This window comes from Flavobacterium sp. T50_26, assembly GCF_057652995.1.
Map to the genome: position 1 here is coordinate 210,557 of NZ_JBYFCC010000002.1, position 21,884 is coordinate 232,440.

The window sequence follows — 21,884 nt, forward strand, 5'->3', positions numbered from 1 at the left end:
AGATGCGTTGTAAAATCCTTACTATGCTACTTGTTTTTGTGTTTTGGAGTTGTTCCGATGATAGTTCCGAAGAGTATCAAAACATTCCAATTGCATTTCAAGTACCGTCAAATTTTCCACCAACAGCACATAATTTTGAAACCAATCCTTTAACCCAAAAAGGATTTGAACTCGGAAAAAAACTGTTTTATGACGGAAGATTATCTTCAGACGGCATAATTTCTTGCAGTTTTTGTCATATCCAACAAGATGCGTTTACCCATCATGGTCATTCGTTTAGTCATGGAATTGGAGAAAATATAGGAACAAGAAACGCTCCTCCTATTCAAAACATGGCTTTTCAAACTTCATTCATGTGGGATGGAGCTACAAACGATTTGAACTTATTATCAATAATTCCGATTTCAAGTGAAATTGAAATGAATGGTAATTTTAATGATATTGTTGCCATGCTAAACGCAGATGCTAATTACAGAAGGTTATTTGCTCAGGCATTTCCGGAAAAACCAATTGATACTGAGCACTTATTAAAAGCTTTAGGTCAATTTATGGTCATGGTAACCTCCAGCAATTCAAGATTTGACAAATACCGCAGAAATGAACCAGGTGGCAACTTAACTTCAACAGAACTAGAAGGCTATAATTTGTTCACTCAAAAATGTGCTTCTTGTCACTCAACTGATTTATTTACAGACAATTCATTTCGAAATAATGGTTTAGCTGTTAATCCGCAAATCAATGATTTAGGACGTTTTAATGTTACGCAAAACGACGCTGATAAATACAAATTCAAAGTGCCAAGTTTAAGAAACATAGAAAAAACAGCTCCTTATATGCATGATGGTAGGTTGTTTACGTTGGAAGCCGTATTAAATCATTATTCTTCTGGAGTGGTAAATTCTGCAACGCTCGATGCTAGTTTAAATAACAACGGAACAGTAGGAATTCCGTTAAGCAACGACGAAAAAACAAAAATCATTGCTTTCCTAAAAACACTAACTGATAACGAATTTTTAACCGATTCTCGTTTTTCAGAATTTTAAAACAAAACAAAAATTTAAAAATTTATTTCAATGAAAAATTTAAAACAATTCGCCTTTTCAATTTTAACTATCGCTTTTTTTACTGCTTGTTCATCTGATGATGCAGTTATTTTACAAGAAGATTTAACCGGAAATGCAAAAATTACCTTTGATGCAAAAGTTGGTTCAACTGATTTTGCTTTAGATACTCCTTTTTCAATCGATGGAAATTCTTATCAATTTGATCATTTGCGTTATTGGGTCTCTAACATTTCTTTAGTGAATAGTGACAATGAAACGCATACAATTGAAGATTCCTACTTTTTATTAGAAGAAACGAAGGCTATAGCAGTTCAAGAAGGAGATTTTACATATCCGGCTAACAAAAGAGAAACAATAGAGCTAACTGCTTTGCCTTCTGGATCCTATACAAAAATTCGTTTTTCAGTAGGTGTTGATGAAACGTTCAACAATAATTTAAGCTTACAAGCAGGCGAATTATCACAACTAAACGGAATGACCAACATTTCTTGGATGTGGCACACAAGTTATATTTTCTCTTCATTAAAAGGTAAAAATGTAGCTACAAACGGTAACATTTTAGTAGAAACAGGTTTAAATGCAAACTACAGAACTATTGAAATTACATTGCCAACAGCTTTGGTTATAAGTTCATCTACAACAGGAACATTAAACATTAACGTAGATGTAGCGAAAATTCTTCAAAATATTGATTTAACTGCAACTCCAACTGTTTCTGCATCAACTCCTGCTGCAATGACAACAGTGGCAAACAATTTTAAAGACAATGTGTTTACTGTTATTTCAGTGCAATAATAGATGTTTAAAAAGAGTAAAATAGCCGCTTTTATTTTAGTGATAGTTGTGAACTATGGCTGCTCTTCTGATGATGGAAATAATTATCAGGAAATAGAACCGTTGGTTAACGTTCCTGATAATTTTCCTTCATTTATAGATTCACAAACCAATCCGCTCACCAAAGATGGAATTGAATTAGGTAAAAAACTTTTCTTTGACAAAAGATTATCAAGCAACAATACTGTTTCTTGTGCCAGTTGCCATCATCCAAATTTGGCTTTTACAGATGGTGTAGCTTTAAGCAACATTGGCGTTTCCGGCAACTTTTTACATCGAAACTCTCCAACTCTGGTCAATTTAGCTTGGTCAACCAATGGCTTATTTTGGGATGGAGGTTCTACCAATTTAGAATCGCAAGCTTTTGCACCGCTTGCTCATCCTGATGAACTATTTCAAAACTTGAATCAATTAATCGATGAATTAAATGCTGATGCAATTTATCCAATTCTATTTGACAAAGCTTTTCAACAGGAAATTACTCAATCAGGAATCGTGAAAGCATTGGCTCAATTTCAACGAACATTGGTTTCGGGCAATTCAAAATATGATAAATATATCCGAAATGAACCCAATGGAACATTATCAACAACCGAATTACAAGGTTTGGCATTGGTAGAACAATTTTGTTTTACGTGTCATACAACACCATTACTAACAGATAATTTATATCACAACAATGGATTAGACAATGATTTTTCGGACACATCGCATGAAGGTATGTTTCAAGGCCGGTTCCGTGTAACAAATAATCTAGCAGATTTAGGAAAATTCAGAACACCAACACTAAGAAACATTGAAAAAACAGGACCTTATATGCATGATGGTAGATTTTCAACCTTAGAACAAGTTGTTAACCATTATAGTTCCGGAGTTCAATATTCTACAACATTACATCCTACTTTTCAACAAAATGGTGCAATAGGTTTTTCATTTACAGAGGAAGAAAAACTTCAACTCATTGCTTTTTTAAAAACATTAACAGATTACGAATTTTTAAACAATCCTAAATTCTCAGAATAAACAGACTTAATCTATTCCATAATGAAACTCAACTTCTTTTTTATTATACTTTTCTTTCAAATGTCGAATGCAACTGAAAGCGATTCGCTGTCTCATAGTAATCCTTTCCAACAAAAATTAATTACATTAAATAGTTTTTTACTCGAAGATTGCGATGCCTGTGGATGTTCTGCCAGTGGCGGAAGTATGGGGTTTGCTTCCATGCTAAACACTAATTTTATCGGAATTCGCTATTTTAATCAATCCTATAAAAGCACAGATGGTTTATATAGCAATTCGCCATGGAACGATGAAAATTTCAACACGATACAAATTTGGGGTAGAATTCCGGTTTTCAAAAATATGCAAGCCACTGTTTTACTACCTTATCACTTTCACAACAGAGAAAGCAACAACGGTAAACAAAACATTAGTGGAATTGGCGACATTACGATTTTAGGAATGTATCAAATTGTTCAAACCAAAACAGACAGTTTGCATTTCAAACATACGTTACAACTCGGTGGCGGAGTGAAAATGCCAACCGGAAAATTTGACGAAACCAACAATGGAAGCGTCAATCCAAGTTATCAAGTTGGAACAGGCAGTTGGGATTATCTTTTGGCAACCGAATATATCATCAAAAGAAAAAACTGGGGATTAAACAACATGGTGAACTATGTTATCAAAACCGAAAACGATAAATCCTACCGTTTCGGCAACCAATTTAACTATGCCTCTACCCTTTTTTATTTAGTAGAAAAACATAATTTTTCCTATGTTCCACAACTTGGAATTGCCGCAGAAATTTATGAAAACAACTTTCAACGAGGTCAAAAAGTAAGAGATACAGCCGGAGATATTTTCATGGCGAAAATTGGTATTGAACTCGGAAAAAACAACTTTTCATTTGGAGCCAATTATATGATTCCTATTCAACAAAACCTAACCGGAGGAAAAGTAGAGGCCAATTATAGATGGAGTTTAAATTTGAATTATACGCTTTAAAAAAATAGACTTAAATTGTTAATTTGGGCGTGCCCCTCCGTAAACTACGGGTCAGGCTTTCGCACTCGCTTTTTTTGATTGTTCCACTGCGTTACACAATCAAAAAAGAGCTCAAACAATTGCTCAATCCTTCACGCAATCCTGCTCCAAAGAAAAACCGTCTTAAAATTGCTTTCAAGACGGCTCCAGTTGCATTGCTTATGTAATTCTAAACCAATTCAAATTAATCAAAAACAATCTTGTAATTTTATCTTTTTAAAGCAAAATGAGCTTTAAATTCCTTTGAAACACCATTTTCTTCATAGTAAACAATAAACCAATAATCCGTTGAAAACAATGCATTTCCATTAAAAGTTCCATCCCATCCTGCTCCATTTGGACTAATTGATTTTATCAATTTTCCGTAACGATCAAAAATTACAATGGAAGCACTCGGTTGATTTCGCAAAGCCTTAATATTCCATTCGTCATTATAGCCATCGCCATTTGGCGTAAAGAATTTTGGGTAATCAATAATCTGAATATTTTCAATAATCACGCTGTCACAAGAAGGATTTCCGGTTTTTTGATCGTGAACAGTAACCGAATGAATTCCATGTGGAACATTCGTAAAAAATCCTCCATTATTCAAAATTGGTCCGTCATTCAACTGAAACCAATAGTCGCCATAACCTTCCACTTGCACGGTAATCGTTGCATTTTCAGAAAAAGCTCCCGAAGCCTGATAATCAATGACCACTGCTGGTCCAGACTGAATTACTTCAAAATCATCACTTCGGTCAGAAATACAACCTAAAGTAGAAACCGAATTTTCAACCAAAACGGAATACATTCCCGGCGAAGCAGTGTTTACAACATACGTACTTGCCGTTGCATTTGGAATTATACTACCGTTTAAAAACCAAGTGTATGTATAATTACTTCCTTGAATGCTGCTGCGTAAACTCAATGTTCGTTCAACATCACCGGTTTCATAATTCACACATATCGTGTTGCTTCCATCAATCGAAGTTACAACCGGTTCCAATAATTTTTCAACTCGTAAAAGTACTGTTGTAGTTGCCACACAAGATGTTACAAAGTTGATGTTTTTCACCCGAATATGTAACGTTTGCTGATTTGGAGAAAGCGTATTTTGATGACTTTCCGGATTTGCTATTGAATTAGTTCCGTTCAATGCTCCGCCTGCTGTTAGATGATATGTCACTAAAAAATCTGCTGGATTTTGTCCGTTCAACACAACTGAATCTAACGTAGTTAAATCAAAAGTGGTGATTCCGTCATTTGTTCCATCATTATCACAAACTTCCCAAGCATTTGGTTGTGTAGCTTGAGCACCGGCTTCTACTTTCAATTCAAATGGTAAAATCACTGAACATAACGTAGTGAGATTTGTGGTTTTTATATAAATTACTTGTAAATCAATTGTTGAATTGGTGTATGGATTAGATGTAATTGGGGAATTTTCTAAACTATCTTCAAAAAATTCAACACTAAAATTGCTACTTGGTTGCGATGATCCTAAAATTTCAGGAATTTTTTCTTGTAAATCAAAGTCGGCAAAACCGGAAAGATTGGCATCACAAATAACGATTTCATTTACTTGCAAACTTGGCAACGGATTCACAACCAAATTCAACTGAAGAACTACTGAACAAAGCGGATTTGCACTCAATGTATTTACAACTCGAATGAAAATTGTAGTGGTTGGAGAATTGTAATTTGTCGCCGTTCCAATTGGGTTTGTTCCATTATTTGCATTTCCGATTGAGTTGTGATAGGTGATATTCAAATTAGGAATTCCGTTTCTAATAAGACTTTCATAAACTGTCAAATCAAACTCTTCAGATAAATCATACGGCGTAACTTCATCACATAAAACCAAATTCGGAAGTGTAATTGCACTGACATCCGGTAACGGAATCAGGTTCAAATTCAGCGTAGTTGTGCTGAAACATCCTGTTGAAATATGTTCAACTCTCACGCCAATTGTTGAATTTCCTGAAATTAAATTAGTAAAACTTCCGGAAGAATTGATCAGTTCAGTTGCTGTTTCATTTATTGCTCCGAACTCAGTATGATAAAAATGAACTTGATAATTTGACGGATTTACTGCATTCACCAAAATTGCATTTTGAGAACCCGTTAAATTAAAAACGGCAAAACCATCATTATCAACATCGCAAACCGTTAGCGATGCATTTGAAGGCAATTGCAAAGGTAGATTTACAACTAACGAAAGTGGCTGAACCGAAAAACAATTGGTTGTGTTATTTTGTAAACGAATCCAAATTGTTTCGTTAAATGGCGTTATATTTTCGTAATTATTAGTTGGTGAAATAAAATTCAGCGGTTGATTAATCGCATCGTTTTGATCTGAATAAAATCGTACGGAATAATCGGTTGAAGATAATCCGTTTAAAATAGTATTCACTAAATTAGCTAAATTGAATGAAGTTATCCCATCAAAATCATCATCACATTCAGAAATTATTCCAGGAGAAGTTATAATTGGATTGGGAAGAACATTCAAAACTAATTCTACAATTTCAAAACAAGAACCGCTTTGCACTCGGGCAAAAACTGAACCTGATGCACTGTTGTGAGCATTGGTCGCTGTAATTTCATCATCATCCAATTGAGCCTGAGCGAATGTTTCATAAAAAGTGACAATAACAGGAAAAGTATTTCCCAGAATAATTTCGGCTACAGCCTGATCCAAGTCAAATGTTGCTATTCCGGTAGTTCCGTTTTCGCAATTATTCATTGGAGTCGGAACATTTGCAGTTGGAGCTTCCACAATTTGAAGTATTAATTCGGTGAAAGAAACACAACCTGCTGCTGATTCTACCCTTACATAAACCGTTTGATTAGCAGAAATACTTTGGTATGAATTAGGCAATGCATCTGCCGGATTTCCGGTATTCGCCAAAGCCTGAGTCAAGAAATAAGTTACCGTTAAAGCTGCATTATTATTGGTAATTTCGTCATTTTTGCTATCCAATTGAAACAAAGCCGTGGTTGGACTTCCGGTTGTGTCGCAAATTAAATATGGTGTTGGATTTACAATTGTTGGTGCATTTTCCACCAAAATAGTTATTGGCTCATTAACAGTTAATGAACAAAACGGAGCAGCAACATCGGTTATGTCAACTAAAATTATATTGAGATTAGTTGTTACATTGTTGATGGTATGTGTATAAGAACCCGTTCCATCAATATTTATAGTCTCCGGATTACCATTTACTGTAAAATTCAAAACAGTATTTGGTTTTCCTGTAAAAGTTATGATTGCCGATTCGCCACTACATATTGGGGAATTGGTGAGAAAAGTGGGAGCTTGAATTTCATTAACCGTTACCGATATACTTTGGGATAAATTTCGAGAGCAAATAACTGAGCCATCTGTATCGATAATTTGTGCGAGACTTAGAGTGTAAGTTGTATCAACATTTAATACTTCATCAAAACTAAAACTGCCCGAAGCATCTAACAAAGCGGTTTGGTTTGTTCCACCATTAATTTGATAGGTGATTGTTGCATTTGGTGTTCCTGTAATAGTTACGGTTACTTGTTCACCTTGACAAATTTCATTTGAAGAAACAGCAACATTTGCATTGGGAACCGGATAAACAACTAAATTAAAATCGGTTACAGAAAAACAACCTGTTATATTATTTTCTACACGAGCAAAAATTTGTTGTGGATTGGTTGCATTGGCTAAAATATTAGGCAAATTTCCAACTCCGTCAATGGCATCTTCTATTGTGTTATGAAATGTAATTGTATTTCCAGTTAAATCGTTATTTATTGAACTTCTGACTGTATTTAAATCAAAAATACCAGTGTTGGCATTTGTGCTACAAGCTACATAATCTTCGATGGCATTGGCGGTTGGTGGTGGTGCAAAAGCTCCGTTTCCTTGTGTGGCTGTACCAATCCATTCTAATTCAAATCCTCCATCGCCAATTGGTCTATCCACAACAATATAATAGGTTTGACCAACCAATACATTTAGCCATCGTACATAGCTATTACCATCTGCACCAGGACCATTTTGAGTAGAAGTCGTACTTCCATACATTCCTGTGTGATTATTTGGAAGTCCCGCCAATTGTGGGTTTGTAGTTGAACAACGTATTGGGTTTCCTAAACTACTACAGTTTGCATTTGGTCCAAAAACCCAAAAGTCATAATCTACTAAAATATCTGGGTCATTAGGTCTAATATGAAATCCTAGTGTTCCTGCTTGAACAATGTTTATTTTTAACCAAATGGTATTATGTTCAAAACTTGAACAACCTGAAACTTCTTGAAAATTACCAATTCCATCTGCGTTTGAAGAAAAAACACCGTTTCCGCAAACTGTAATTGCATTGACACAATCATTTGGTTCTTGTGCAAAAAGTGTGTTTAAAAAGAGTAATATTATTAAGGCAACTATCTTTTTCATTTAATCAAATATTGATAATCGTATAAAACAATTATTAATGGAAATCCTATTTATTTTGTGGAATAAAATTAAAAAGTGTAAAGCCAAAGCGTACATTACATACGCTTTAGCTTAATTAACAACAAGTAATAAAATTTTTATTTTTTAACTATAAGAAATTCTGATCGTCTGTTTTGAGCATCTTGCTCTTCAGTACAATTTTCTTTGCAATCAATTTTTGGTTCAGATAACCCTAGTCCTTTTGCGGAAAGTCTATTTTTAGAAATTCCTTTAGAAATTAAATACTGAACGGTTGATTGAGCTCTTTGATTTGATAAATTCAAGTTATAAGCAGCAGTTCCTTTTGAATCGGTATGTGATTTTACTAAGATTTCCATGGTTGGATTATCTTTCATTACTTTTACTAACTTATCCAATTCGGTTGCACCTTGCTCAGTGATGTTGCTTTTATTAAACTCGAAAAAGATGCTTTTCAGGATAACTTCTGTATCAGTTACGATCACTTCAATTGGTTCTAATTCTACTGTAACTGAAGCTTTTCCGGATTTCACTTTTTCAACCGGAGCTGAAGCAGGGTCGAAATCTTGTTTCGTTACTTGAAAAAGATAAGCTGTATCACAATTTATATCATACGAAACTTCTCCTTTAGCATTAGTTTGTTTTGTTGCGATGACATTTCTTTTTTCATCTAAAATAGAAACGGCCGCATCAGCTAAAACTTTTCCAGATTTTTTGTCTTTTACGATTGCAATTGCTTCGGCTGCACAAACTGGATTTGCTTCAAAAATATTATCGATTCCGCTTCTGTTTGAAGAAAAGAATCCGATGTTTTTGGTTGTATTGAAACTAAATGAAAAGTCGTCTTTTTCAGTATTAACCGGTTTTCCGATGTTAATTGTTTCTGATGGATTATTTAAATCAACTTTAAAAACATCTAATCCTCCAAAACCTTGTCTTCCACTAGAAGCGAAATACAAAACATTATCATCTGTGATGAATGGAAAACCTTCTTTTCCGGCAGTATTTACAGTTGCTCCTAAATTTTCAGGTTTGCCGTAATTTTTTCCATCAACAGAAACTTTCCAAATATCAGTATCACCTAAACCACCCGGCATATTCGAAGCAAAATAAAGAGTTTTTCCATCTTTACTTAAACTCGGATGACTTACAGAATAATTTGTATTGTTGAAAGGCAAAGCTTGCACATCTGACCATTTTCCGTTTACTTTTGTAGCTTTGTATAGACCTTGTTGACCTACTTTGATGTTGTTCTTTTTGTCTTTTTCGAAAACACCTTCACTGTGACCGTCTCTTGCAAAAAACATCGTATTTCCGTCTGCAGAAATTGTAACCGGACCATCATGAAAAGCAGTATTTAATTCATTTACTTTTTGAGGTTCAGACAACGTTCCGTCTGCATTTAAAGTTGATGAAAAAATATCCAAATAAGGTTGGTTAATCCACTTATCCGTTTTGTTTGATGTGTTTCTTGTACTAGCAAAATACAATGTGTTATCATTCGCTAAAACAGCTCCAAAATCACTCTGATCTTTGCTGTTAATTTTAGTTTCTTTAATATCAAACAACTTCGTTTTATCTGCTAAAGCTGGAATATAATTTGGGTTTGCTTTGTGGTCTTTTGCACGCTGATCAGTTGGTAAAAGTGAAGCAAATTTATCCATTTGTTTGTTTGCCTCTTGGTATTTTCCAACAGATTTTAATGTTTGAGCATAACGGTAATACGTTTCTGCATCTTGACTTTTTTCAACTGCTTTGGCATACCATTTTGCTGCCTCTTGTGTGTTATATACATTATAATAGCTGTCTGCTAATTGTCTGTAAACATAACTATCTGCTTTTTTTGATTCGGCTAATTTTAAATATTCGTCAATGGCAGCAACATATTGATAGGTTTCAAACAACTTATCGGCTTTTTCAGTTTGCTTATTTTGAGCAAATCCGGACATAAGCGTTAAAAACAATCCTGCTGTGATATATAATTTTTTCATTTTAAGTTTCTTTATTGGTTAGAAAAATCGTGGCGAAATGGATATTTTCTTCGAAAAATTCAAATCAAACAACAACATAAATTCGTGTGAAGCCGGTGTTGTTACATTTAAATCTGAAACAATATGATCATACGCATACCCAACTCTAATTGATGGTGTTATTGCAAAGTTAATCATTCCTCCGAAAGAATCCTCAAGTCGATATGTTGCTCCTAACTCAAATTTATTAAAAAATAACACATTTGCCGAAACATCTAACGAAGTTGGTGCATTAAATGCTGATTTCATCATAAAAGAAGGCTTGAATTTTGTATTTTCTGACAAATCAAAAACGTATCCTGCTGTTAAGAAATAATGTTGTGTTTCTGAACCAAATTCATATTCCTGACCATTTTGAGTTACATCCAAATGCTTTGATTTTAACATGTTTGGCACAGAAAAAGCCGCATAAAACTTTTGGTTATAATAAAAAAGTCCGGAACCAAGGTTTAAATAGGTGTTGCTTGAATTTTCGCTGAAAGCAGGATCATCAGGATCTGGAACAAAACCATTTCCGATATCACTAAACAAACCAACTTTATGAAAAGTTGCTCCACCTTTAATACCAAAAGCCAAACGATGTTCTCCACCTAAATTTAAAGTATAAGAGAAATCGGCATACACATTGTTTTCTTCCACCGGACCGATTTTATCTGTGATTGCAGACAATCCTAAACCAACATTTTTTCCAACCGGACTGTGGATAGATAATGTTCCTGTTTTTGGTGCTCCTTCGATTTCTACCCATTGAGCTCGGTATAATAAACCAACAGATAAACTTTCTTTTGAACCAGCATAAGCCGGATTCATAATATTCATATTATACATATATTGTGTATAATGTGGATCTTGTTGTGCCTGACCATCTAGAACAATCATCAATGCAAAGGCTAATGTCAAATATATTTTTTTCATTTGTTTAGTATTTTTTAAAACAGTTTGCCTGATTAAATCAAGCAAACTGCCTTTGAATTATATGATTATTATCGGTTAATGTAAATCCATCCTGTTGCTGTGCTTCCATCTTGTTTAGCAACGCTGTAGAAGTAAGTTGCCGAAGGAAGTTCTTTTCCATCATTCGATTGACCGTTCCATTGGTTAGAATAGTTTCCGCTGAAATTATACACTTCTCTACCGTAACGGTTAAAGATGGTTATTTGCTGAACTCCCATTCCTGTTAAATTTAATGAATCATTAAGTCCATCACCGTTTGGAGAAATTCCTTTTGGAATCATCACACAAGGCATAGAAGTAACGATATATTGACCCTCATTAGAACATTCACCTGTAACAACTGTTAGTGTAAATGTTTGTGGGAAAGTAGCCGTTGGATTATCGGATAAATAGTCACTTACATTAAATACTGCTTCGTTTGAACCTACTACATTGTTGTTTTGATCCATCCAGATATAATCGGCTGAAGTATTTTCATTTACAGAAAGTACTAATGCATTTCCTTCGCATTCTTGAGATATAACCACTTCTTCACCTTCAGTAATTTCGATAGTAAATGAAGTTGAATTTCCTTCTAAACACAATGAAGCATCGGTTAAAGCGGTATAAGTAATTATGTGTGTTCCTGCTGTTGCCGAAGATAAATCTATCTCTCCTGTTTCAGAATTAACAGTTAATGTTTCAGATGAAAACGCTCCATTTTCTGAATGATCTATTGGTGTTGGATTTTCTCCAGAAAGACAGATTGGCGTTTCATACTCAAGACTAACAACTGCTAAAGTTGAGTCTGTTATAGTAATTGTAAACGAACTTTGGTTAGCAGCAATACATCCATTTTGAAGAACAGAATAAGTAATTTCATAGGTTCCGGCATCACTGTTTGATAAGTCAATTGCTCCTTGAGAATTGATACTTAATCCGGTAGATGGGTTCACAATGTAAGTTCCACCGGATACAAAACCTGGATTGGTTGATAATATTGGATTAGTTCCAATTACACAATAGGTAGTTGCATCATAATAAAATCCAACTTCCGGAACAGTTAAATCTACAATAGTTACAACGATTTCAACTCGTGGTCCTTCACAACCGTTTGTATCAACGTTTACTACATAATACGATGTTGAACCGAGAGCAGCTGTGCTTGGTGTTGGAGCAGTTGTTGTGCCTGTTCCTCCATTTGCTTCAGTGTACCATTTTAAAGTATAACCAGTTGTTGCCGTTGCAGTTAATGGTTGAGCCGTTGCATTCAAACAATATTCTATCGGAGTAGTTACTGTTGGAACATCATCAAAACCTAAATATGTTATTGTGATTGAATTTTCGCAATAGCGTGTTCTCCAATAGAAAACATATTCTCCCGGAGCACCAAAACCAGAAATAGTAGCATTTCCACCATTCACATCTGCAAAGGTTGTTAGACCTGGATTATTTTCATCTGCTTCCCAGTTTCCAACTCCATTCGCTTGAACTGTTACAGGACCTGCACCACATTCTAACGTTTGACTTTCAGAAATAATTCTGTTGTTTGGGGTAACTTTTATATCATCTAAAAGATTTCCGATACCGTCATTTCTGGCACGGAATACAAATCGTGTTACATCTTGTCCGGCTGGAACATTGTAAATTCCTTCCAACACATTGAATCCTAAACTTGTGGTTGTAGATTCGTGAATTAATTCAAAAGGACCTTGTGGCGGACCAACAAATAAATCAACTGAATTTTCTCCACCACGCGTTGCATGAGCAAAACTGTATTCATATTGTGTTACTTCAGAACTATCGAAGTCTTGGAACATACCGTCAATATTGTTTAAATCCGGTTCTAATCCAGCATCAGATGCAAGCATTTGTATAAATTGAGCTCCTTCTTGCGGTGCAGTTCCAACTGTATTCAAAGCATCAAAATAGAAGAAAACACCTGGTGACCAATAGCCAATTACATCATTTCTCCAGCCCGGAACAATATTTTGAGAAATCATATTACTCATTAATCCAACCGATGCAATCGGTTGTTCAAATCCACCGTTTATCACATTGAATGTGCACGGGTCAACAATTGTTTTTACACAAATATCGAAAGTATATGGCGAAAGTTCTGTTTCATTTTGAGTCACTCTCAATTTATAGGTTTCACCAATTACTAATTCTGTTGAGTACATCGTTGCAATTGCATTGTTGTATGTGCAAACTATTTCTTCTAAATTTCCACCATTAACTCGATATAATGTTAATGTTATTTTCCCGTAAGGAAGATCACCTGAACTGTCATAATGATTTCCGGAGAAATTATCTAAATCAATCAAATGAGTTGTTGAAGTTGCTTGGAATTCATACCATAAATCTCCTCCATTGATGCCTTCACATGACATAGTATCAGCAGAAGGAGTTGCTCCATTAAAAGAAGCTTGAGTGGCTGTTGTACAAATTTCAGAATCATTAACAGTTAAAGTAACTGCTGTTGATTGAGCATCATTTCTAACAAATGCATTTGGTCCAGACCAGTAACTTGTATCATCATCAGAACAAATTGCTCTTACAAAATATTCATACGAAGTGTTATTTCCTGCTGTAAAATCTGAGGGTTGCGGCATGTATGAATTTGTTGTTACAATTGTTCCAGATAGTGGCAGTGTTCCGTTTGAGAAAGGTTGAATAAACACTTCCCATGAAGTTTCAGAACCACCGGCTGTCCAAGATAATTCACCTGCTTCGCTGATTGTTAAATCGGTTGGTTGTGGACAAGTGATTTCGCCACATGTAGCAATGCCTGTAAAGAAAGTTCTTCTTGGAGCAGGAAGTAATCCTAAATCGGTAGTAGAAATTATTTCGCCTAACGAATTTTTAACTTCTACGGTTGCACCAGGAAATTGACCTGGAGCTGTTCCGATAGAATCCCAGAATAAAGAGAATTCTACACCACGACATAAAAATAAGATAAAATATACCGGTTGCATTTCTTCATTCCATGCTCCGGTTGGGAAATCTAATGTTTGAACAACTACACCGTTTTGAATGACGTCAATTCCGCCACCAATTCCTGATGATGGACCTCCGCTTAAAGTAACGGTGTATTCACATAAATCTTCAAAGCTACATTTTGTAGTAACTTCTATTGGACCAACCCATTCAGGTTCTGATCCGCAAATTGCTCTAACATATACTTCATATTTTTGAGCAGGAAGTAAACCTTCTACTGTAAACGGGTGAGCATCTGCCAAATGAGTATATTCCGGTAAAGAAGTTGCTCCGGGAGCTGGTGTTCCAAAAGGTTGAACAACAACTTCCCATTGTGTTTCTGTTCCGGCTGTTTCCCAATTTACATCAATCGTTGTGTCGTTGATGTTAGAAATCGTCATATTATAAGGTGCAGGACAAGCAGGAATAGTTTCGATAATTACTTTATCAATAAATAAAAGTTGACCTCTATAACCGGCTGGACTTGCAGGTTTTGTTGGAATATGCCATCCTATGTTAATGTTTCCGGTAACGCCATCAGGAAGATTAATGATCATTTCCTTCCATTCTTCATTGTTTAATGGATTTGGATCTTCTTCGGTATCGTATAAAACCGTTGTAAAACTTTCCGGATTTATTCCTGTAGTAGATAATTTTATTTCTAAATCTTCTGTAAAAAATGAGCTATACACTCTGTAAAAGAATCGTAAACGTTGATTTGCTGTTACGTTTATTGTTGGCGTAATCAACCAATCATCATTTGCACCATTTGATCCGGTGAACATTCCGGCTGCTTGATCACCTTCATACGTATTGGAGGTAACATTCATTGCAAAATCAAAACCATCTTCATTCGTGTTTAAGATTCTCCAACAACTTTCGCTGGTAGAATCAAAATTAAATGTTTCAATAAAAGGTGTATTGAATGGTGCACAAAGTGTGGTGAACACAAATGGTCCTGCCCATTCGCTACTATCTGTATCTGTACAAACTGCACGAACATAAAACTCGTATTGAGTTCCAGGTAAAAGTTGGTCTGCGTTATAAGTTGTAGTTGAAACCGTTTCACCATCTACAGTTGGAGTTCCTAAACCGGCTTCTTGCACAACTACTTGCCAAGCATCTTCTCCAAATCCGGGCATCCAAGTTAAGTTGGCATTATCAGATAACACTGAAGTAGTTGCTAAAGCACTTGGTGTTGGACATAATGGAGCATCGATAATATAAACATCATCAATATCTAAAATAGAAGTTCCTTGAGTTAAATCAAAAGCAGGCGGAACTCTAAATGCAATGTAAACTGTTCCTGTTGCTTCAAAGAAAATCGATCTTTCGATAAAATCGGTATTATTAAATATTTCTAAAGGTGCTAATTCTGTAAAACTTTCAGGATTTGTGTCTGTAGTAGAAATCAAAACCTGAATTCCAAATCTAGATACCGGATGGAAAATTGAAAATCTTGCTCTGTATTTAAATTTTAATTCTTTAACGCCTTCCACATTAATGGCAGGAGAAATTAACCAATCATCAAAACTTGTTGTAGGGTTAAACCAACCACCACCTGCACGAATTTCAGGATTTGTAGCTTCCATTGCCCATTCTGAAGCATCTACGTTAGCATTATTAATTGACCAACAGAATTTCTGAGTATTATCATCTTCATCATTGAAACTCTCGTAGAAAGGTGTATCAAAAGAAATACAATCGGTTATAAAATTAACCGGACCAACCCAGGTACTTTGATGTTCATCACTACAATAGGCTCGAACATAAAATTTATATCTTTTTGCAGGAAGTAAACCACCGTAAGTATAAGGGTTATCAGAAACAATAATTCCTGATGAATCACTTGTAGGTTCAGGATCATTTAATGGTAAAACCAAAACTTCCCATTGATCTTCTAAATCGCCAACAGTCCAAGAAAATTGGGCTGATTCGGTAGTTTCGCTACCTTCAACCAACATTGGAGCAATTGGATCAGGACAAATTGGTTTATCTTCAATAAATACATTTGTAATAGAAATTCTACTTGCTTCTTGACCAGAACCAACTGGAGAAACAACCCAAGCAATATTGACTAATCCCGTAACTTCAACCGGAATATTGTAAATTACTTCCTGCCAAGATTCGTTAGAAATTACTGTTTCAGGTAATAATACATACGTAAAGTTATCTACACCTATACCTGAAGTAGATATTCTTATGCTATAACTTGAACTTCCGCCCCAACCTAATTGATGAGAAAATCGTAAACGTTTTTGAACTCCATCAAAATTGATTTGCGGAGAAACAAGATAATCATGATTGAAATTTTGGTTTGTACTTGTCTGCAAAGTAGCATAACCTAAATAACCTTCTTCCCAACCTCCTTGATATGACCATTTTACGCCATCATTATTTACATCTAAAGATGTCCAACACGGCTCAGGATTTGAGGCCGAAGCACCAATAAAACCTGTAGTATAAGGTGTATCAAAAACACTACATTGTGTTGTAAATGTAATCGGTGCTCCCCATTCTCCAGGAGTTCCATCACAAACTGGTCTTACATACAAGTTATAAGATGTGTTAGCCGTTAGACCATTCATTAAAATATTTTGATTAGTTGCTGTTGGAGTTCCTGAACCTGTTGGGGCAGGGTCGGCAACTGGTAAAACATCATATTCCCAAGAGTCCGCAATACTTACAGGATCATCCCAAGAAAATGAAACACTTTCTTGTAATAAATTTTCATACGTATAAGTAGAAGGAGAAGGACAAGTTGTAAATGATAAATCAAACTCAAAACAAACACTTGTTGTTGTTCCCGCAAAAGAAGTTGAAATAACAATAACGTATTCCGTTCCGGCTGTCACCGGAAAATTGGCTATATTTTCGGGCTGACTTGTATTTGAAGTATTTAATCCAGCTAAACATTCTACACCAATAGTTCCGCAATTTTCATAAATAAAAACACCTGTAATTGCATTTCCCCAACATTCTGTTCCGGATGCCCATGGAAGTGTCATTTGACTAATGTTTATCAATCCGTCTTGATCTGCAGTATAGGAAAGGAAAATTTTATTTCCTTCTAAATAGTTTTCAGTAATGGCAGCTGGTAAACAGTTACTTCCGTGATTTGTGTAAGTAATTGTATCTGCATTTGGAAAATACATTAAATTGCTATCAAACGAATAAGGATTACCTGCTGAAGCATTTACTATGATCGGATGTTCACACGACAATCCGTAAACTGCAGTAGTAACGCTAAAAGGGCCAGCCCATTCACTTGAAGTTTCCGAATCACAAATTGTTCTGATATAGATATCATAAGTTGTTTCTCCGGTTAAATCATCAAATGTAAAAGTGTTTCCATTGATTGTATTCCAAGTAGTTGAGGGACTTTCACCTTCTTCAACATATTGAATTTCAAAATTTGTTTCGTTTGGATGTGTCCAAGTTACTGTAGCCGAAACCGGACTTATTTGAGAAAAAGTGATATCTTCTGCAACAACTTGCAAACAACCTTCGATAACACGAATATTATCTACATACCAAGCATCACCGGACACAACGGCACCTGTTTGAGTATTCACTGCCACAAAAGCAATGTAAATATCTAAACCTGCTGGTATAGACGAAGGAATTGCAATAATTTTTTCTTCATATTCTGTTTCCGAACCAACATTCAAATCATTTCCATCCCAAGATTGCAAAACAACCGTAAAACCGTTGATGTCTGGTTGACTGGCACTAGAAAGTCTGATTTGATAACTAATATTATCGTTTGTATTTGCTGTTGCTCTTTTTGTATAAAACCGAATTTCTCCATTAGCAGGAACCGAAACTGTTGGTGTTACCAAAAAATATTGAGCCGTGTTTCCTTGTCCGATGTTTTCAGAACTAGGATTTACAAAAGCAGCATCGCTTCCTAAATATCCATCCGGAGAAATCCCCCAAGTTGAAGAGCCAACTCCATTTCCAAAAAGTGTCCATGTTGCAGGAATTCCACTTTCAAAAGATTCGGTTGCAAGTTGTCCGTAACTTGCTATTGAAAAAAACAATAACAGAAAAGGTAAAATTATTTTCTTTTGGATACTTTTTCGTATCAACAAAAATTGAGCATCATTTTCGTACTCTCTGAAATTTAATAACAGTAAAAACTTTTTTACTGAGCTGAATAGGTGTAATTTTTTTCGCATTCTCATTACATTTAACGGTTTAGTTAGTGTTTGGATAAAAATATATATTAATACTATACATTATTATATCATTACTTTGTAAATTACCGAAATTTGAAAGACAAAATAAATATGTAAATATCTGATTTACATTATTTTAATCTAAAATTTTGATTGAATCGAATTGATTTATTCGCTTTTAGTTTTTTGTAATCTATCTATTACATTTTGAAGTTGTAGGTTCTCATTCTTAATTTTTAAGTTACTTAAAATTGATAAAATAATAATCAATAAACTTAAAAATATGAGAATATAAATTCCGTATTGATACGAAGGAAGTAGTTGGTCTAATTTACTTTTTTGTTCTTTTTTAATTTCTTCTAAAGAATTACTAATAGATTTTCGTTCAGATTCTTTAATCTTAATTCTATTCTGAAGATATAAAAGATTGTAATTTTGATAATTTTCCCAGTTATTGAGAGCAAGATAATTTTCGGATAAACCTTTATAAATTCCTTGATTTAAAATTAAATCACCCACACTTTTAGAAGTTACAAAAGCTTCATTCAATATAGCAATGGCATCTTGATATCGTCCTTCAATAGTATAAACTTCTGCCAAGCCTTTTTGAGCAAATGCTAGCAAACTATTGGCACTTATTTTTTTTGCTAAACTAATTGATTCCTCAAAACTCAATTTAGCTGCTTCATTGTTTTTTAATAAAACATAACAATTTCCTTTATTATAGTAAGCAATACTTGAGTTGGCAATACTATTGGAATTATTCACTTTCGCATATTCTTTAATTCCTTTATCCAAAAAAGTAATTCCGATTTCGCAGTTTAATCGTTCTTTATAAACCAAACCGCGAACTATATAATTGTTTGCCAAATAAAAAGTAACAGAATCTCTAACCGGATAAGCCAAAATCAACTCTTCCGCTTCATCAAGGTATTGAATTGTTTTTTCGTAAATTTTGAGCTGTTGATACTGAATCGCAGTTTTATTTACGATTTTAATTCGAAGTAAAACATCATCACTATTTTTTGAAAGCTCATTAGCTTTATTTGAATATTCTAATGATTTTTGATAGTTTCTTTTCGATGAATAACCGGATGAAATCAGCATCAACGCTTTCACTTTAATGTCAGAATTCGAAACTACTTTAAAAATCGAATCACCAACAAAAATAGCTCTATTCGGATTTTCATAAATACTGATTGTGTACATTCTAAAAATACTGTCAAACTCAGCCTTAGTCTGACCAAAAAGAAAAGTTGAGTAGCAAAAAAATAAGGCTACAGTAAAAATAAATTGTATGTTTCTATTACACTTCATCTAAAACTTCTTCTTCTTTTTCCTTTTCTAAATCTTCCTTTAAAAGCTCAATAAAAGTGGCCGGAGTAATTCCGGTTATCGCTTTAAAAACAGTTGCAAAACTACTGTGTGAAGAAAATCCACACTTTTCTGCCAAATAACTAATTTTATAATGAATGTAATTCGGATCCGATTTCAACTTCTCAATTATAAAATTAATTCGGAGTTTGTTGATATACATATTAAAGTTATCCTCATAATGCTTATTGATAATTTCAGACAAATATTTCGTATTCGTATCAAACTGGCTTGCAAGAGTAGCCAATGAAATATCATTGCTCGTAAATCGGGTTGACTGCTCAAAACGCTTCAATTTTGCCAAAAGAAGTTGCTCCGTTTCAATCGGAATAAACATACGCTTATCGCTTGGTTTAACTTCTAAAACTGGTCTATGAAACAAGTTCTTACTTATCTCCAAATATTTAACAATTTCATTCAACCGTTTTCTTTTCCAACTGTTTTTGAGATAAAAAGCTATAGAAATTAATAAAACTAATACCGCTCCAACTAAAAAAGTGTACAATTTATTTCTAGCTTTACTTTCCTCAACAACAAAATTTCGATCGTACTCTTCAGAAATTAAATTAAAAGCAGAATTTATCGATTCCTCTTCCATTTGTTCTAACTTACCATCTAAAATCAAAAATTCATTATTAAACCGCTGATAATTTGACTTGTCATTTAACGCTAGATAATTAACCGAAAGTTGCTTATTAACCATTCTAAAAAGTGGAACATTATCAATTTTATTAGCTAAAATCAGTGACTCATTCAACAATGCAATAGCTTGCTGATGATTCTTCTCTACAAAAAACACTTTGCTCCTCTCAGCCAAAACAACCGATTTTTCAAAAAAGTTTTCTGTTTTTCGTTTAGAAGTAAAATCCATCGCCTTCTCAAAATAAATTTGAGCAGAATCCAACTGCTTCAAATTAAAATAAACTACACCTTTAATGATGTCAAATTCTTGTTTTAAATCAGTATTCTCATCCAAAAATTCATTTGCTTCTTTAAACAAAACAAAAGATTCACTGAAATTTTGCTTTCGAATCAAAACCATGATTTTATGCAAAATCAGTTTATTCTCATAATTTAACTTTATAGAAGAATCACCAACCATTGCAATAAAATCTTCCGCTTGTTTCAAGTACGAACTACCCTGAGCATCCAAACTCAGATCATACAAAATAGAAGATTTAAGTAATAAAACCTCAATTTTATCCTCAATCGCCAATCGCTCAAAATCATAACCCGCTTCAAAAGCATATACCAACGCATTATGATAGTCGCCCTTCACCAAAAAAGCTTCAGAAACAAGCCGTTTCACCGCACTAACTTTGGAATGATCAACTTCTAAACTCACCAAATGTTGACCAACTTTAATCGTCTCGTCCGGATTATTACCCAGCAACTCCTTCGCTTTCAAAAAAATCTCATCTCGATTAGAAGTTTGAGCCAACGCAAATTGACACAAAAAAGCACAACAAAAAAATGTTGAAACAAAAAAACAAATAAATAAGTTGCCCCTTCTATACATATCGATAAATAAACACACTACAAATGTATCAGTTTTAAGAATAGAAACCCAATAAATAGAATTTTCTAACAAAAGAGTCGTTAAACAAACTATTTTAAAAAATTAGGCGTGCCCCTCCGACAAGCTTCGGGTCGGGCTATCCGCTGCAAGTCCTCGTTCGTCGTGCCTCCTCACTGTGGGCTTTCCGCTACTATCCCTCACGCACCTCAGTGCATCAAAGCATTTTAAACAAATATATCCGACAAAAGTCCCAGTAAATAGTCTCAGTAACCTTCAATCTTCTCATTCCGAAGGACACGAGCCATAGCGAACTGGCGAAGCAATCTTTTTTGTGTTTTCCCAGCTTTATGTGAGAGAATATTTCCATAAGAGCTCTTCAACTCGCAACCCGTAAACTTCTAATGGAAAAACTAAAAACAAAAAACCCCTCATCGTTAGATGAAGGGTTTCTAAAAGAAGGCGGCGACATACTCTCCCACAAATTGCAGT

10 protein-coding genes are annotated in these 21,884 nt (G+C 34.5%); 4 read left to right on the forward strand and 6 right to left on the reverse strand.

From position 1 onward, the window contains the following. Nucleotides 1-2 precede the first annotated feature (2 nt). The 4 genes from AC23MC_RS02155 to AC23MC_RS02170 are packed head-to-tail and all read left to right on the forward strand — an operon-like array spanning nucleotide 3 to nucleotide 3,908. On the forward strand, nucleotides 3-1,043 hold the full coding sequence (locus AC23MC_RS02155) for a cytochrome-c peroxidase (protein ID WP_487566785.1): 1,041 nt from the start codon (nucleotides 3-5) through the stop codon (nucleotides 1,041-1,043). Nucleotides 1,044-1,073: 30 nt separating this feature from the next. Beyond that, nucleotides 1,074-1,859, forward strand: coding sequence for an MbnP family protein (locus AC23MC_RS02160; RefSeq protein WP_487566786.1), 786 nt, complete (start codon nucleotides 1,074-1,076; stop codon nucleotides 1,857-1,859). A gap of 3 nt (nucleotides 1,860-1,862) precedes the next feature. Beyond that, nucleotides 1,863-2,921, forward strand: coding sequence for a cytochrome-c peroxidase (locus AC23MC_RS02165; protein WP_487566787.1), 1,059 nt, complete (start codon nucleotides 1,863-1,865; stop codon nucleotides 2,919-2,921). Nucleotides 2,922-2,942: 21 nt separating this feature from the next. Continuing rightward, entirely contained in the window at nucleotides 2,943-3,908 is a 966-nt protein-coding gene (locus AC23MC_RS02170) for a transporter (protein ID WP_487566788.1), read from the forward strand. A 247-nt stretch (nucleotides 3,909-4,155) separates the two neighbouring features. Here the strand turns inward: AC23MC_RS02170 and AC23MC_RS02175 are convergent, their stop codons facing one another. From AC23MC_RS02175 to AC23MC_RS02200, 6 genes are all read right to left on the reverse strand, one after another. After that, nucleotides 4,156-8,361: a T9SS type B sorting domain-containing protein gene (locus tag AC23MC_RS02175; RefSeq protein WP_487566789.1), complete on the reverse strand. Its 4,206-nt coding sequence runs from the start codon at nucleotides 8,359-8,361 to the stop codon at nucleotides 4,156-4,158. Nucleotides 8,362-8,498: 137 nt separating this feature from the next. Beyond that, nucleotides 8,499-10,370 (reverse strand): OmpA family protein, encoded by a 1,872-nt coding sequence (locus AC23MC_RS02180; protein WP_487566790.1) that lies wholly within the window; start codon nucleotides 10,368-10,370, stop codon nucleotides 8,499-8,501. Between the two features lie 18 nt (nucleotides 10,371-10,388). After that, the gene (locus tag AC23MC_RS02185) at nucleotides 10,389-11,324 is read right to left on the reverse strand and encodes a PorP/SprF family type IX secretion system membrane protein (protein WP_487566791.1); all 936 of its coding nucleotides are present in this window, start codon (nucleotides 11,322-11,324) and stop codon (nucleotides 10,389-10,391) included. A 68-nt stretch (nucleotides 11,325-11,392) separates the two neighbouring features. Next, complete coding sequence (locus AC23MC_RS02190; protein ID WP_487566792.1) at nucleotides 11,393-18,502, reverse strand: choice-of-anchor J domain-containing protein; 7,110 nt, start codon at nucleotides 18,500-18,502, stop codon at nucleotides 11,393-11,395. A 168-nt stretch (nucleotides 18,503-18,670) separates the two neighbouring features. Further along, on the reverse strand, nucleotides 18,671-19,711 hold the full coding sequence (locus tag AC23MC_RS02195; RefSeq protein WP_487566793.1) for a tetratricopeptide repeat protein: 1,041 nt from the start codon (nucleotides 19,709-19,711) through the stop codon (nucleotides 18,671-18,673). Between the two features lie 97 nt (nucleotides 19,712-19,808). Continuing rightward, on the reverse strand, nucleotides 19,809-21,284 hold the full coding sequence (locus AC23MC_RS02200) for a helix-turn-helix domain-containing protein (protein ID WP_487566794.1): 1,476 nt from the start codon (nucleotides 21,282-21,284) through the stop codon (nucleotides 19,809-19,811). Between the last annotated feature and the right edge of the window lie 600 nt (nucleotides 21,285-21,884).